This is a genomic window from Bradyrhizobium sp. ORS 375 (assembly GCF_000239775.1).
Lineage (GTDB): Bacteria > Pseudomonadota > Alphaproteobacteria > Rhizobiales > Xanthobacteraceae > Bradyrhizobium.
Map to the genome: position 1 here is coordinate 57,875 of NZ_CAFI01000095.1, position 13,909 is coordinate 71,783.

At 65.9% G+C, this 13,909-nt stretch carries 15 protein-coding genes; 5 read left to right on the top strand and 10 right to left on the bottom strand.

Annotated features, from left to right (window positions below; all coding sequences use genetic code 11):
* Window positions 1-15: 15 nt before the first annotated feature.
* Entirely contained in the window at window positions 16-1,290 is a 1,275-nt protein-coding gene (locus tag BRAO375_RS08115) for an acyl-CoA dehydrogenase family protein (protein ID WP_009026978.1), read from the bottom strand.
* 166 nt (window positions 1,291-1,456) lie between these two features.
* On the opposite strand from BRAO375_RS08115, the gene BRAO375_RS08120 reads away from it, so the two are divergent.
* The gene (locus BRAO375_RS08120) at window positions 1,457-2,236 is read left to right on the top strand and encodes an enoyl-CoA hydratase-related protein (protein ID WP_009026979.1); all 780 of its coding nucleotides are present in this window, start codon (window positions 1,457-1,459) and stop codon (window positions 2,234-2,236) included.
* A 127-nt stretch (window positions 2,237-2,363) separates the two neighbouring features.
* On the opposite strand, the gene BRAO375_RS08125 is transcribed toward BRAO375_RS08120, so the two are convergent.
* Genes BRAO375_RS08125 through BRAO375_RS08135 form a run of 3 tightly spaced genes read right to left on the bottom strand, consistent with a single transcriptional unit; the run spans window position 2,364 to window position 4,530 of the window.
* The gene (locus tag BRAO375_RS08125) at window positions 2,364-2,750 is read right to left on the bottom strand and encodes a DUF6285 domain-containing protein (protein WP_009026980.1); all 387 of its coding nucleotides are present in this window, start codon (window positions 2,748-2,750) and stop codon (window positions 2,364-2,366) included.
* A complete protein-coding gene (locus BRAO375_RS08130) occupies window positions 2,750-3,739 on the bottom strand; it encodes a phosphotransferase family protein (RefSeq protein WP_035639551.1) in 990 nt (329 codons plus the stop codon). Before BRAO375_RS08130 ends, BRAO375_RS08125 begins: the two co-directional genes overlap by 1 nt.
* On the bottom strand, window positions 3,736-4,530 hold the full coding sequence (locus BRAO375_RS08135) for an enoyl-CoA hydratase/isomerase (RefSeq protein ID WP_009026982.1): 795 nt from the start codon (window positions 4,528-4,530) through the stop codon (window positions 3,736-3,738). Before BRAO375_RS08135 ends, BRAO375_RS08130 begins: the two co-directional genes overlap by 4 nt.
* Window positions 4,531-4,695: 165 nt before the next feature.
* Here BRAO375_RS08135 and BRAO375_RS08140 point away from each other — a divergent pair, with 165 nt between their 5' ends.
* Together BRAO375_RS08140 and BRAO375_RS08145 are read left to right on the top strand one after the other, a co-directional pair.
* Entirely contained in the window at window positions 4,696-5,475 is a 780-nt protein-coding gene (locus BRAO375_RS08140; RefSeq protein WP_035639561.1) for an SDR family NAD(P)-dependent oxidoreductase, read from the top strand.
* 168 nt (window positions 5,476-5,643) lie between these two features.
* A complete protein-coding gene (locus BRAO375_RS08145; protein WP_009026984.1) occupies window positions 5,644-6,477 on the top strand; it encodes an alpha/beta hydrolase family protein in 834 nt (277 codons plus the stop codon).
* A gap of 540 nt (window positions 6,478-7,017) precedes the next feature.
* Here the strand turns inward: BRAO375_RS08145 and BRAO375_RS08150 are convergent.
* On the bottom strand, window positions 7,018-7,311 hold the full coding sequence (locus BRAO375_RS08150) for a hypothetical protein (RefSeq protein ID WP_009026985.1): 294 nt from the start codon (window positions 7,309-7,311) through the stop codon (window positions 7,018-7,020).
* 184 nt (window positions 7,312-7,495) lie between these two features.
* Here BRAO375_RS08150 and BRAO375_RS08155 point away from each other — a divergent pair, with 184 nt between their 5' ends.
* On the top strand, window positions 7,496-8,107 hold the full coding sequence (locus tag BRAO375_RS08155) for a flavin reductase family protein (RefSeq protein WP_009026986.1): 612 nt from the start codon (window positions 7,496-7,498) through the stop codon (window positions 8,105-8,107).
* A 24-nt stretch (window positions 8,108-8,131) separates the two neighbouring features.
* Here BRAO375_RS08155 and sorB read toward each other — a convergent pair whose 3' ends face one another.
* From sorB to yghU, 3 genes are all read right to left on the bottom strand, one after another.
* Complete coding sequence (gene sorB / locus BRAO375_RS08160; RefSeq protein ID WP_009026987.1) at window positions 8,132-8,461, bottom strand: SorB family sulfite dehydrogenase c-type cytochrome subunit; 330 nt, start codon at window positions 8,459-8,461, stop codon at window positions 8,132-8,134.
* A 5-nt stretch (window positions 8,462-8,466) separates the two neighbouring features.
* Window positions 8,467-9,666, bottom strand: coding sequence for a SorA family sulfite dehydrogenase catalytic subunit (gene sorA, locus BRAO375_RS08165; protein ID WP_009026988.1), 1,200 nt, complete (start codon window positions 9,664-9,666; stop codon window positions 8,467-8,469).
* A 570-nt stretch (window positions 9,667-10,236) separates the two neighbouring features.
* Window positions 10,237-11,112 carry a glutathione-dependent disulfide-bond oxidoreductase gene (gene yghU / locus BRAO375_RS08170; protein WP_035639564.1) on the bottom strand — a complete coding sequence of 292 codons (876 nt, stop codon included), beginning with the start codon at window positions 11,110-11,112 and terminating at the stop codon, window positions 10,237-10,239.
* Window positions 11,113-11,297: 185 nt separating this feature from the next.
* Here yghU and BRAO375_RS08175 point away from each other — a divergent pair, with 185 nt between their 5' ends.
* Window positions 11,298-12,809, top strand: coding sequence for an acetyl-CoA acetyltransferase (locus BRAO375_RS08175; protein WP_009026990.1), 1,512 nt, complete (start codon window positions 11,298-11,300; stop codon window positions 12,807-12,809).
* A gap of 185 nt (window positions 12,810-12,994) precedes the next feature.
* Here the strand turns inward: BRAO375_RS08175 and BRAO375_RS08180 are convergent, their stop codons facing one another.
* Both BRAO375_RS08180 and BRAO375_RS08185 read right to left on the bottom strand, forming a co-directional pair.
* On the bottom strand, window positions 12,995-13,333 hold the full coding sequence (locus tag BRAO375_RS08180; protein WP_009026991.1) for an antibiotic biosynthesis monooxygenase family protein: 339 nt from the start codon (window positions 13,331-13,333) through the stop codon (window positions 12,995-12,997).
* 119 nt (window positions 13,334-13,452) lie between these two features.
* Window positions 13,453-13,909 (bottom strand): tetratricopeptide repeat protein (locus BRAO375_RS08185; RefSeq protein WP_035639558.1); only part of this gene is annotated, 457 nt, incomplete at its 5' end.

Sequence of the window (13,909 nt, forward strand, 5' to 3'; positions counted from 1 at the left end):
CGACCTACGACAACCTCACCTCTTATTCGCTCCCATATACCCGAACAGGAAACCCGCCACCTTCCGCATCTGGATCTCCTCGCTGCCCTCGGTGATGCGATAGCGGCGGTGGTGGCGGTAGATGTGCTCGAACGGCTTGTGGCGCGAATAGCCCATGCCGCCATGAACCTGGATGGCCCGATCCGCAGCCTCGCAGCACAGCCGATTAGCCCAGTAGTTGCACATCGAGACCTTGTCGGACAGCGTGTGCTCCACCTGCGCCTGCGTGAGCTGATCCATCTCCCAGGCCGTCTTGCGGATCAGCAGCCGCAGCATCTCGGCCTGCGTCGCCAACTCCACCAGCGGCCACTGGATCGCCTGGTTTTCGGCGAGAGCCTTGCCGAACGGCTTGCGCTCCCGCGCGTAGTTGATGCTCTCGTTGATGCAGTAGACGGCGGCGCCGAGCGAGCTCGCCGCCTGCCGGATGCGGTTCTCGTGGACGAAGCATTGCGCCAGCGACAGCCCACGCCCGACCTCGCCGAACAGCGCGTCTTCCGGCACGAACACGTCGGTGAAGCTGACCCGAGGGTGGTCGGTCGGCATGTTGAAGGTCCAGAGATATTCCTCGACCTTCACGCCCTCGCTCTTCGCCGGCACCAGGAAGCAGGTGATGCCGCGCGCGTCGCCGTCGTTGCCCGACGTGCGCGCGAACAGCGCGCAATGGGTGGCGACGTGCATGCCGGTGGTCCACATCTTCTCGCCGTTGATCAGCCAGCCCTTGACGTTGTCGCGGGTGGCCGAGACGGCCTTCGTCTCCATATGGGTCGCGTCCGAGCCGTGATGCGGCTCGGTGAGGCCGAAGGTGATCCGGTACTTGCCGGTGATCGAGCCGTCGATCATCGCCTTCTGGTCGTCGCGGCCGTAGCGATCGAGCATGGTGACGATCGGGAGATTACCGACGATCGAGTGCTCGTTCTGCAAATCGTTGTGCAGGCCGAGGCCCTTCGACGCAAAGTGCTCGCGGATCACGGCCATCCAGAGGTTGGAGCCGTCCTTGCCGCCATAGCGCTTCGGAATTGCGAAGCGCAGATGGCCCGCCGCATCGGCGCGATCCTTGGCCTTGCGCAGCAGCTGCTCCCATTCATGCCGCGGCAGGCCGCCATTCTCGAAATCGGTGCGCGCCCATTCGCGGCGATGATCGAAGAAGCGGATGTTGTCGTCGGTCTCCTCGAGCGGTTTGATCTCCGCGGCGATGAAGCGGTCGAGCTCGTCGAGATAGGCGGTGAGCTCCTTGGGCAAGGAAAAATCCATGGCGTGTCTCCCTGTACGTGTCGTTGTTGTTCTTGGTCTTGGTCGACGCGGCCTGTCGCCGCGTGCTTGTGGCGCGCAGCGCCGTTGCGTATTTGGATGATCGCAAACGCAGCGCTGGCGCTAAGCTCGCGCAAGACTGCCAATCAGAAACAAGGAGGAACGGCCGATGGATCTGAAATTCTCCAAGGTGACGCGCAAGGGGCCGATCACGATCGTCACCCTGGCCCGCCCCGAGGTCTACAACGCTCTGCACACGGACGCACATTACGAGCTCGAGGCGGTGTTCGACGGCTTCGCCGCCGATCCCGAGCAATGGGTCGCGATCGTCACCGGCGAGGGGGACAAGGCGTTCTGCGCCGGCAACGACCTGAAATGGCAGGCGGCCGGCGGCAAGCGGGGCTGGGGCCGAAGCGGCTTCGGCGGACTGACGTCGCGCTTCGATTGCGACAAGCCGCTGATCGCTGCCGTCAACGGCGTCGCCATGGGCGGCGGCTTCGAGATCGCGCTGGCCTGCGACCTCATCATCGCCTCGGAGAATGCGACCTTCGCGCTGCCCGAGCCGCGCGTCGGCCTCGCTGCCCTCGCCGGCGGCCTGCAGCGGCTGCCGCGTCAGATCGGCATGAAGCGCGCAATGGGCATGATCCTGACCGGCCGACACGTCGGCGCTCGCGAGGGCCATGAGCTCGGCTTCGTCAACGAGGTGGTGCCGCAGGGCGAGGCGCTGGCGGCCGCGGAGCGCTGGGCGGAGACGATCGCGAAGAACTCGCCGATGTCGATCCGCGCCTCCAAGCAGGCGATCGAGAAGGGCCTGGCGGTGTCGCTGGAGCAGGCCGTCACCGAGCAGCGCGATTATCCGGCGGTGCAGGCGATGATCCACTCGCAGGACTACATCGAAGGCCCGAAGGCGTTCTCGGAGAAGCGGCCGCCGAAGTGGCTGGGGCGCTAGCGCCTGAATGACTGCGCGAGCTTGCCCCCACTGCGTCATGGCCGGGCTTGACCCGGCCATCCACGTCGGCCGGCAGACTCGGGAGAGGATGGATGCCCGGGTCAGGCCCGGGCATGACGGCGGAGGATTAGGAGGCATCGGTGCCCCTCCCCGCCTCGCGCTTGTAGGACGCGTAGTTGGGCTGGTCGACAGCGAGCTTGTCGAGCGTGGTCTGCCAGAGATGCTCTTTCAGCCCTGGCGTCGAGAGGTCGACGGCGCCGCTCGCGATCCGCTCCGCAAGCACGCGATTGATATCGAACAACGCGCCGTCATGTCCAAGCAGTTGCTCCAGCCGCGCATGCTCCGCCGCGTCGGCCGCAGCCGCCTGCGTCAGCTGCCGCACCACGAGATCGAGCGCGTTGATGCCGACGCGCAGCTTGAAGGCCTGATGGCCCGAGATCAGCGGGGCGATGTCGTTGCGCAGGAAGTCGGCGACAGCTTTCACCAGCTCGTCCGGCCTCGGTTCGTCCTGCATCAGCCCTCTCCTCGCGGCGCCAGCAGCCGCAGCAGATCGATTTCGGTTTCCGACGCGCGGCGGCCGATCATGGCGCGCTCCATCGAATGGTCAGGCCCCAGACGAAACCGCTGCATCATGCCGCAGCACATCACGCCCCAGCGCAACGTGCCCATGACCTCCCAGAACTTCACCCTGTCGACATCGACCTTGCGTCCCGCGGACTTATAACCCGCGAACAGCTCCTCGCGCGCGCCGAAGCCGCCGACCGGCTTGTCGATCTCGCCGAAGCGCCAGGAGTTGACGCAGACCCAACCGAGGTCCTCCATGGGATCGCCGAGATGGGCGAGCTCCCAGTCGAGGACGGCGCGCACGCCATCGGGACCGATGATCAGATTGCCGTTGCGGAAGTCGCCATGCACCAGCGTCACCTCGGCCGGCGGACCCGGATCGTTCTGCGACAGCCAGCGCAGCGCGAGATCGAAGACGGGGCGCGGCCAGTCGAAGCTGTGATATTCGCGCGCCAGCTCGGCGATCTCTCTGGTCGCGTTCATCTCGCGCAACGACGGCAACGCCTCGCGCGGGATGTTGTGGATGCCGGCAGCGATGCCGCCGAGCTGGCGCGCGAGACGGGGTCGCGCCTCGGCGAATTCGGCATCGCGCAAGATCTTGCGCGCGATGGTCTCGCCCTCGACGCGGCGCATGATGAAGCCGGTGCCGAGATCGTCGGAAGGCCGCAACACGTGCAGCACCTCCGGCGATGGCACGCCCGCGCGATGCGCGAGCCGCATCAACGCCGCTTCATTGTCGAGCCCTGCGGCGCGGCCGGGCGCCGCGCCGTAGCCTTTCGGCGACCGGCGCAGGATGGCGCCGACGTCACCGTCGGGGTGCACGATGTCGAAGCGCCACGTCTCCTGGCTGGCGCCGCCGGACAGCTTCGCCGCGCCACGCGCGCCGGTCGCGCCCGGCATGAACGAGGCGACGCAGCGGGACAGCTCGGCCTCGATCATTGGCCCTTGAACTTGGCGGGACGCTTCTCGAGGAAGGCGGTGACACCCTCCTTGAAATCGGCCGTGCTGCCGGCGATGCGCTGCGACTGGAATTCCTCGTTGAGCTGCTCCTCGAACGAGTTCTCCGGGCTGTCCCAATACAGCCGGCGGATCTGCGCCAGCGCCACCGTTGGGCCATTGGCAAGCTCATGCGCGAGCTTCATCGTTTCCTCCTTCAGCGCCGCATCGTCATAGACGCGGTTGACGAGGCCCCATTGCAGCGCCGTCTCGGCCGGCAGCTTCTCGCCGAGCAGCGACAGCTCGATCGCGCGCGCCTTGCCGACGAGGCGCGGCAGCAGCCAGGTCGAGCCGCAGTCGGGGACGAGGCCGATGCGACGGAAGGCCTGCAGGAAGTACGCGGACTTGGCGCACAGGATCATGTCGCCCATCAGCGCGAAGCTCATGCCGGCGCCGGCCGCCGGGCCGTTGACCGACGTCACGATCGGACAGTGCAGGTTGCGCAAGCGGCGCAGGAACGGGTGGAAGGCGGTCTCCAGCGCGGCGCCGGCATTGCTGCGGCCGGGCTTGGCCTGCGCGTTGCGCCCCTGGAGATTGGCGCCGGTGCAGAACGCGCGGCCGGCCCCGGTCACGACCAGGCAGCGCACCTCGGCCTTCCTCTCCTCGATCTCGTCGAGCGCCTCGCCGAGCCCGCCCAGCATGTCGATCGAGACCGCGTTCATCACCTCCTGATGATCGAGCGTGAGGACCGCGACGGGTCCGTCGAAATCGAGCGTGACGTGCTTGAACTGCATGGTTTCCTCTCAAGAGCTTTTCGAAGGCGGCATTCTTCGCGGCGGAAATACGAAGCGCAGCCCGGTTCGAGCAGCATATTTGATTTTTGCGCTTCGCTTGTCCATGGTTGCGTCATCCAAATGACCGAAGCGCTGATCGCGCGCTCACACCTCACGGAAACGCTCATGACAATGTTCGATCTCACCGGCCGTGTGGCCGTGGTCACCGGCGGCAATGGAGGCATAGGCCTCGGCATCGCTCAGGCACTTGCGTCCAGTGGCTGCAACGTTTCGATCTGGGGCCGCAACGCCGAGAAGAACAAGACGGCCGCGGCGTCGATGGCCGCGGGGCCCGGCAAGGTCGATACGCGCATCTGCGACGTCACCAGCCCGGCTTCCGTCGCCGAGGCGATGAAGGCGACGCTCGACACGTTCGGCCGCGTCGACGGTTGCTTCGCCAATGCCGGCATCGGCGGCGGCGGCCGCAAGCCCTTCATCGAGCGCAGCGAGGAGGAGTGGCGCACGATGTTCGCGACCAATCTCGACGGCGTCTTCCACGCCTTCCAGGCCGCCGCGAAGCACATGACGGCCCGAGCCGAAGCCGGCGATCCCTTCGGCCGGCTGGTTGCGACATCGAGTCTCGCCTCGCTGTTCGGCACCGCGCGCAACGAGCACTATGCCGCGACGAAGGCCGCGATCAACGCGCTGTGCCGCGCGCTGGCGGTCGAGCTCGCCCGCTACGGCGTCACCGCGAATGCCATCCTGCCGGGCTGGATCAGGAGCGACATGACGGCAGGCATCATGGGCAACGAGAAGTTCGTCGCCAACGTCATGCCGCGGATTCCGGTGCGCCGCTTCGGCGAGCCGTCGGATTTCGGCGGCATTGCCGTATACCTCATGAGCAAGGCATCGTCGTACCACACCGCCGATTGCTTCGTGATCGACGGCGGCTATACCGCTTTCTGACCGGCCGGAAGGTGCGGTGGGCCGGTGCGCCGGTCCACCAGAGCAGGATTTGTTCCCGCGCTCTATTCCAAGATTTCCGAAATTTAATGCTGCCAAGCCTGCCACGCCCCCGTGACCTAGGCGTTGTCCCTCATCACATGACGAGGAGAATTCCAAGGGAAGGACGCCATGAAGCGCGGTGTGACGGTTTTGGCCTGTGTCTCTGCCCTGGCTGTGGCCGGCTACTTTGCGATGGCCAAATGGGGCATCCAGCACGAGAGCCGTGAGTTCTTCGATGCTGCACGGCAGCGGCCGATCAATGTCGACATCGCGGTCCGCAAGGACTACGAGATGAAGGCCAACGCCGGCCTGTGGCGCTTGCCGGTCGCCGTGATCAGCAACGGCAACACGGTGAAGAACACCGAGTATTCCTTCCTCGCGAACGTGTTCGCCGCGCGGGGCTATCTCGTCGCCAGCGTGCAGCAGGACCTGCCGACCGATCCGCCGCTCGTGACCAAGGTCGGCCTGCCCTATGTCGGCCGGCTCGATGTCTATAAGAAGGGCGAGGCCAACATCCTGTGCGTCCTGAACGAGATGAAGAAGCGGCATCCCAATGCCGACTATGATCATCTCACGCTGGTCGGCCACTCCAATGGCGGCGACACCGCGATGTATTTCGCCAAGGAGCATCCGAACATCGTCTCGCAGGTGGTGACGCTGGACAATCTGCGCGTGCCTTTCGTGGTCAGGGACAAGCTGAAGATCCTGTCGTTCCGCTCCGACGATCCCGAGTTCAAGACCGATCCGGACGTGCTGCCGAAGCAGCTTGGGAAGAAGAGCGGCATCGACATCATCAAGACCGAGTTCCAGCACACCTGGATGAGCGACCGCGGCCCCTATACGGCGCGGGAGCGGATCCAGGCGACGCTCGACAAATATCTCGGCGGCGATGCGACCAGCGAATTGGCGCCGGCGGATACCGACAATCTGATCGTCACCAACGGGGCCGCCGCTCTGCCCTGACGACGCCAGCGCGCCGCGCCCTCGCGGCGCGTTGCGCCCGAGCTCTGCTCATCGGGACCCTCGCGACAAGCGAGGGCGCAGGGAATGCCGGGCGATGGCCTCACCCATGGCCCGCCTGCGAACAAAATGCAGGCGGCAGGTACCACAGGTTCAGCCGGATCGACCCGGCATTCCCCGCGCGGTGGCTTGACGGATTATACGTACTCTCCCCGGGGACCGGGCTGTCTTGCCCCCGTGACGAGCGGATCATCACCGCCCGCTTGGCATCAGCGTCGGGATGCCAGGACCATACGACTTCACCGTGCGAACCCGATCGTTCGTCGGCGCGTGTGACCGCGCTGCAATCCGATCCGCCCACCGCATCCCTGCCTCACGTCTCGTGACGATCGCGATACGCCCCTCGTGTCGAAGCAGGATGCGCGGAAGATCGATCTGATTTGCCCGACGGCACAAGGCCTCACGCGTGCGACAAACTGGCACGACGGGCAGATGGCGCATGGCAGCTGCGCAATCGCGCAGCCGCCATCCGGTGTGACATTGTTAGTTCTGCGGCTTCTTGGCCGGCGGACCGTTCTTGTTGCCCGGCATGCCCTTGATGTTCGACGGGTCCTGGGAGCTGACGTCCGGGTTCTGCCGGTTGATCGTCGAGGACGAGCCCACCGTGCCCGAGTCGGTTGCCGAAGGCCCGTTCTTGTTACCGGGCGCGCCCTGAATGCCTGCTCCTGAATTCTGCGCGCTCGGTGGCGTCGTGGTCTGCTGCTGCGTGCCCTGGGCCCAGGCCGAGCTGGCCGAGACGACGAACGCGCACGCAATCAGGCTGATCATGGGTTTCACGGCGTGACCTCCATTTGTCGTTGCTGTGCTGTTCGAACGTGGCGTCGCCGGAGCCGTTCCAGGGAACACCGAATTTCGCGGGAGATCGCCGCTCATGCACGCAGCCTCTGCCCGCTTTATCAGCTTCCGCAGCGCAGCGTCGCCGACTACGCTCGGCGCACCAACGCACCAGAGGCCGCGAAACATGGAATACCTCTCCACCGATCTCAGTCCGCGCGAGCGCTACAAGATTCTGACCTCCTTCGTGCTGCCGCGGCCGATCGCCTGGGTGACGACGAAGGGCGAGACCGGGGTCGTCAACGCCGCGCCGTTCTCGTTCTTCAACGTGCTCGGCGAGGACCCGCCGCTGTGCGTGTTCGCGATCAATCTGCGGCCCGATGGGCGGGTCAAGGACACCCTGGTCAACATCCGCCGCTCCGGCGAGTTCGTCGTCCACATCACCGACGAGCCGCTGGCGCGGGCGATGCATGAGACCGGCGGCGACTTTCCGCCCGAGATCGGCGAGCCCGATCATCTCGGGCTGAAGCTCGCGCCGTCGCGCACTATCGGCGTGCCGCGGCTGGCGGACGCGCCGTTCGCGATGGAATGCAAGATCTGGCAGCTGATCGACGTCAACGGCGATCGCGTGCTGGTGCTTGGCGAGGGCCTCACCTTCCACATCCGCGACGAATTGTGGGACAGCGAGAAGATGCGGGTCGAGATGGAGCTGTTCCATCCGGTCGGGCGCATGTTCGCCGACCGCTATTGCCGGACGAACGACCGGATGGATTTTCCGCCGGCGAAGGGGGCCGGCTGAGCCTTGCCCCGCTGAGCAGGATCGTCAGTAGGTCGTGGCGAGATAGTCGACGATCTTGCCGACGTCGGCCTCATCGACCGGGGCGCCATAGACCTTGATCATCTTCGTGACCTCGGCCTGCCAGAACTCCTTTTTGTTCTTCATCGGCGGCTGCGTCTTGATGTAGTCGGATGAGTGGCAGGCGGTGCAATTGCCCTGCACGACGGCGAGATCAGGTCCCGGCTTGAAGGCCGCCGTTTCCTGCGGAACCTTATAGTTGACCGGCGCAGCCTTGAGCGAGATGGGGGTGCCGGCAACGCAGCCAAGCCCGACAGCCAGCGTGACGCGGAGGAAGGACGTCCGTTGCATGGTCATTCTCCTCAGGCGGCCGTGACACGGACGGATTCGACGACGTTGCGCAGATAGCCGGCTGGATTCCAGCGCGGCGTTTCCGGCTGAGTCTCGCCGGCATTGCTGGTGGCCCGCACCTTCAGCTCGTGGGCTCCGGCGGCCAGCTTCACCGGCAGCTTCCACTCCCGGAACGAGTACTTCCCGAGATCCTTGCCGAGCTTCGCGTCGGTCCAGGTCTGGCCGCCGTCGGTCGAGACCGCGACCTGCTTGATTCCGCTCCCGCCATCGAATGCGATGCCGCGCAGCATCGCCGTCCCCGCCTTCAGCTTGGCGCCATCGGACACGCTCGTGATGAAGGAGCGCACCGTGAAGCGGTTGATCGGGATCGTCGCCTTTGGTGCCGTGCCGGGCTCGACCGCATTGTTCGGCGTATCCGGAATGCGATAGGCCGATTTCATCCAGAAGCCGTCGAAGACAGTGTCGATGACGGTGATCTCGTTGAGGTGCTTGACCCAGTAGGTGCCGTAGTAGCCGGGCACGATGAGACGCAGCGGAAAGCCGTTGAGGAACGGCAGGTCCTCGCCGTTCATGCCATAGGCCAGCATCACCTCGCCGTTCATGGCGTGATCGACGTCCAGCGCCTTCACGAAATCCGGCGTCTTGTCGACCACCGGGCCGTCCATGCCGTTGAAGGTGACCTGCTTCGCGCCGGACTGAATCCCGGCCATCTCGAGCACGGTCTTGAGCGGCACGCCGCGCCAGCGCGCGTTGCCCATGGCGCCATTGCCGAGCTGGCCGCCAGCGACGCGCGGCTCGAAGAAGCCGCGGCTGTTGCCGGAGCATTGGTTGACGGCGACGATCTCGGTCGCCTTCAGCTTGCGGATGTCCTTGAGCGACAGCTTGAGCGGCTTGTCGACCTTGCCCTTCACCTCCAGCGTGAACTTGTCCGGATCGAGGTTGTAGGGAAGCGCCGCCAGATGATAACGGACGAAGAACGCGTTGTTCGGCGTGATCACGCCGTCATTGAACACGCCGAACGGAGTTTCGAGCTGCGGCGGCCGGCTGGTCAGGCCGATCATCGGCCGCTTCTGCGGATACTTCACCAGCGGACGCTCGCCGTTGGCGAACGGCAACGTCACGCTGTCTTCGGCTAGCACGCGGGTCGCGCCGACCCCGCTCAGCAGCGCTGCCAACCCCGCTCCCTTGAGCAGATCACGTCTGTCGATCATGCAACTCCCTCCGGAGTGGTCGTTATGGCGCGGGTCATCACCGCAAGACGATATGTTCAGCTCGCCCGGCATGCGGCCTGCACTGCTGCTGGAGATGATAGTTGCACGATTCTCTCGTGCCGAGAAAAGACGTGAGCTTCAGAGATCAAACCATCGCGATCCGCTGCAGTGCGGCAAGCATCGATGGCGGTGGCTTTGTAGCAGGGATGAGCGGAGCGATATCCGGGGTCCCACGCGCGGCGTCGGCGAATTCGGATGTCGCTCCGCTCATCCGGGCTTCGGGATCACGCAGGGTGAGCAAAACAACGCCGTCAGGCGATGCGTGTCCACCGCCGATGGATGTGAGGGTCGACGGTGCCCACGGCGCACTCGAACAGTCGGACGCGACAATGACGATTTCGGCGCGCCCTCCAGCTCAACGATGCTGCAAAATGCAATCTCAGCTGTTATCACAGCAGGCGGGTGATCCAGTATTCCAGAGGCAGCTGTGATCGACCGAGAGGCCACGGCGTACTGGATGCCCCGCCTGCGCGGGGCATGACCGTGGAGTACAAGGGCTGGAGCGCAGCCCTAAGTGCCCTGTCCGATCTTGTCCTGCGTTTTGGTGTCGAAATCGCTGGCGTCGTGGCGTTCGTGGAGCTGGCTCTTGGGATCGCCGGAGACGCGGTTGACCATGCGGCCGCGCTTCACCGGGGTGCGCTGCGCGATCTGGTCGGTCCAGCGCTGCACGTGTCTGTAGTCCTGCACCGATAGGAATTCGCCGCCTTCGTAGAGCAGGCCCTTGGCGAGCGATCCGTACCACGGCCACACCGCGATGTCGGCGATCGTGTAGTCCGGCCCGGCGAGATATTCGCTCTCGGCCAGACGACGGTCGAGCACGTCGAGCTGGCGCTTGACCTCCATGGCGAAGCGGTCGATGGCGTATTCGATCTTCATCGGCGCATAGGCGTAGAAGTGGCCGAAGCCGCCGCCGAGATAGGGCGCGGCGCCCATCTGCCAGAATAGCCAGGACAGGCATTCGGCGCGCTTGGCAGGCTCCGTGGGCAGGAAGGCACCGAACTTCTCGGCGAGATAGACCAGGATCGCGCCGGACTCGAACACGCGGATCGGCTCGGGCCCGCTGCGGTCCAGCAGCGCCGGGATCTTCGAGTTCGGATTGATCGCGACGAAGCCGGAGCCGAACTGGTCGCCCTCGCCGATGCGGATCAGCCAGGCGTCATACTCGGCACCCGCATGCCCGAGCGCCAGCAGCTCCTCGAGCATCACGGTGACCTTCACGCCGTTCGGCGTGCCCAGCGAATAGAGTTGCAAGGGATGACGGCCGACAGGCAATTCCTTGTCATGCGTCGGGCCGGCGATCGGACGATTGATGTTGGCGAAGCGGCCGCCGCTGGCCTTGTTCCAGGTCCAGACCTTCGGCGGCACATAGCTGTTCTGTTCGGACACGGGTGACTCCGGCGTGATCGGCAAAAGGAGCTGACGTTTTAAGCGCATATGCCGCGCAGCGGAAGCCGCGCCGCGCGCGGGCGCCATCCACATTTTCTGCATTGCAGGAGCGAACCTGCGATGACAAAACCGAGACAAGACAACAATGACGGCCCGTCACAGGCCGCTGCCGTTTGGAAACGCCGATGACCGCCACCGCCCTGCCCCCGGAACGCATTCCCGTCATCGTCGGTGTCGGCGAGATCGTCGATCGCCCCAAGGACCTCGCCGAGGGGCTGGAGCCGCTCGCGCTGCTCGAGCAGGCGATCCGCCGCGCGGAAAATGACGCCGGGGCCAAGCTCGTGCAGGACACCGGCTCGCTCGACGTCGTCAACCTCCTCAGCTGGCGCTATCGCGACCCCGAGCAGTTGCTGGCGCAGCGTCTCGGCGTGACACCGGCGCACTGCACTTACGGGCCGGTCGGCGGCGAGAGTCCGATCCGTTATCTGCACGAGGCCGCGTTGCGCATCGCGCGCGGCGAATGCGAGGTCGCCATCGTCTGCGGCGCGGAGGCGCAGTCAACCGCGACCAAGGCCGAGCGCGCCGGCGTGACCCTGCCGTGGACGCCGTTCGCGCATGACGTCGAGGAGCCGAAGCGCGGCGCGGCGTTCCAGAAGCCGCTGGCGGTGAAGCTCGGTGTGTTCCGCCCGGTCTCGGTGTATCCGTTCTACGAGGTCGCGAGCGCCGCCAAATGGGGCCAGACACCGCGGCAGGCGCTCGCCGAATCCGGCGAGCTGTGGTCCCGCTTCTCGGCGGTGGCCGCCTACAATCCCAATGCCTGGCTGAAGCGGCACTTCGCGCCGGAGGAGATCACCACCGCCTCGGCCGACAACCGGCCGATCGCCTGGCCCTACACCAAGCTGATGGTCGCCAATCCCATGGTCAACATGGGCGCGGCGCTGATCCTGACCAGCCTGGCGAAGGCGCGCGCTACAGGCGTCGCCGACAATCGCATGATCTATCCGCTCGGCGGCGCTTCCGCCGAGGATCCGCGCGACTACCTGACGCGCGATCAGTTTTCCGAGAGCCATCCGCAGAACGCCGTCTTGCAGGCAGCGATGCACCTCGTCGGCGGCAAGGGATCAGCGTTCGACGTCATCGAGCTCTACAGCTGCTTTCCCTGCGTGCCGAAGATGGCGCGGCGGACGCTCGGCCTCGGCGCCGACGTCGAGCCGACCGTGACCGGCGGGCTGACCTTCTTCGGGGCGCCGCTCAACACCTACATGACGCATGCGGCCTGCGCGATGGTGCGGCGGTTGCGCGGCGGCGCCAAACGCGGGCTGCTCTACGGCCAGGGCGGCTTCGTCACCAAGCATCATGCCCTGGTGATCTCGCGCGAGCCGCCGTCACAGCTGTCGCAGGACGTCAGCGTGCAGGCGGAGGCCGATCGCCATCGCGCCGTGGCGCCGGACTTCGTCAGCGAAGCGAGCGGCCGCGGCAAGGTCGAGAGCGCCACTGCGCTGTATGACCGCAACGGCGAGGTCGAGCATGGCGTGGTGATGCTGCGCACCGAGCAGGACGCGCGCACGCTCGCGCGCGTGCCCGCGCAGGACAAGACCACGCTGGCGCAGCTGATGGATCTCGACCGGACGCCGGTTGGTATGCTGGGGACGATCACCATGGCCGCCGACGGCGTGCCGGAGTGGCGGGTGGGTTAGTTAGGATCTCTTGACTGCCAGCACCGTCATTCCGGGCAATCGTCATGCGCTGAAAGCGCATGGCGATTGAACCCGGAATCCCGAGATTGTTCGAGGACGGGCGCAAAACAATCTCGAGATTCCGGGTTCAAGGCCTGCGGCCTTGCCCCGGAATGACGGGAGCCATGTTGCGGGCGACTAATAAATCACACCTCCCGCGCCTCGCACTGCCAGCGCGCGTAGGCGACGTCCCAGCCGGGATCGGCGTCGGCGGCAAAGCCGAGCGTCTTCCCGCCGCCAAGGTCGCGGAAGCCGATCATGGCGCGGCGGTGGGCGCCGCTTCTGACATAGGCGCGCATGCTGGCTTCATCGGTCCAGACCGTCAGCGTGTGATAGATGCCGTCGACGGGACGCAGCATGACTCTGAGATTGCCGGGCGCCGCGCGCGCCTGACGCACGGCGCGCATCGTGTGCCACCAGAACCGCGCCAGTCGCAGCAGTCCGCGATGCGGGCGGAAGCCGGTGACGGAGATGTAGACGCTCATCGCACGCTCCTTCGATCGCAGGCTGCGGTGGTGCCTCTCGTGCATGACGCAGAGCGATGTCGCCATAACGCTGCCCGGCATCTCCTGGATGTCAGGCGGCGCGTTTGCGAGCGTGCGGCTCAGCGGGCGCTGCGCTTGGGCTGATCATCCGGAGGCAGCGTGCCGGTCGTCTCGGACGCCTCGGGGCGGGCGCGATTGTCGTCGGCAATCTGCTGGTCGCGCTTGCGCGCGAGCGCCTCGTCGCGGCGGGCGGCAGCCGCCGCAAGAGCCGGATTCAGCTTGAGCGCCTGGTTGAAATCCGCGAGCGCCCGGTCGTAGCGGCCCTTCGCCAGCCAGATGGCGCCACGATCGCAGTAGAGCTCGGGATCTGCAAAGCTCATGCGCACGGCGCGATCGAGATCGACCAGCGCTTCGTCGAGCTCGCCCTTCTGCTGAAGCGCGAGGCCGCGCTCGCGAAACAGCGCGGGATTGTTCGGATCGAGCCGGATCGCCCGCTCATAATCGGCCACCGCGCGATCCCAGCGCCCCCTGCGGCCGAGGTCGCGGGCGCGATAGCGATAGAGGTCGGCATTGCGC

Excerpts from the sequence above, each read along its gene's own strand:
- BRAO375_RS08130 (WP_035639551.1), bottom strand. The coding sequence starts at position 3,739 with ATGATCGAGGCCGAGCTGTCCCGCTGCGTCGCCTCGTTCATGCCGGGC.
- BRAO375_RS08115 (WP_009026978.1), bottom strand. The coding sequence starts at position 1,290 with ATGGATTTTTCCTTGCCCAAGGAGCTCACCGCCTATCTCGACGAGCTC.
- BRAO375_RS08145 (WP_009026984.1), top strand. The coding sequence starts at position 5,644 with ATGAAGCGCGGTGTGACGGTTTTGGCCTGTGTCTCTGCCCTGGCTGTG.
- BRAO375_RS08155 (WP_009026986.1), top strand. The coding sequence starts at position 7,496 with ATGGAATACCTCTCCACCGATCTCAGTCCGCGCGAGCGCTACAAGATT.
- BRAO375_RS08180 (WP_009026991.1), bottom strand. The coding sequence starts at position 13,333 with ATGAGCGTCTACATCTCCGTCACCGGCTTCCGCCCGCATCGCGGACTG.
- sorB (WP_009026987.1), bottom strand. The coding sequence starts at position 8,461 with ATGACCATGCAACGGACGTCCTTCCTCCGCGTCACGCTGGCTGTCGGG.
- sorA (WP_009026988.1), bottom strand. The coding sequence starts at position 9,666 with ATGATCGACAGACGTGATCTGCTCAAGGGAGCGGGGTTGGCAGCGCTG.
- BRAO375_RS08135 (WP_009026982.1), bottom strand. The coding sequence starts at position 4,530 with ATGCAGTTCAAGCACGTCACGCTCGATTTCGACGGACCCGTCGCGGTC.
- BRAO375_RS08120 (WP_009026979.1), top strand. The coding sequence starts at position 1,457 with ATGGATCTGAAATTCTCCAAGGTGACGCGCAAGGGGCCGATCACGATC.
- BRAO375_RS08140 (WP_035639561.1), top strand. The coding sequence starts at position 4,696 with ATGACAATGTTCGATCTCACCGGCCGTGTGGCCGTGGTCACCGGCGGC.
- BRAO375_RS08175 (WP_009026990.1), top strand. The coding sequence starts at position 11,298 with ATGACCGCCACCGCCCTGCCCCCGGAACGCATTCCCGTCATCGTCGGT.
- BRAO375_RS08125 (WP_009026980.1), bottom strand. The coding sequence starts at position 2,750 with ATGCAGGACGAACCGAGGCCGGACGAGCTGGTGAAAGCTGTCGCCGAC.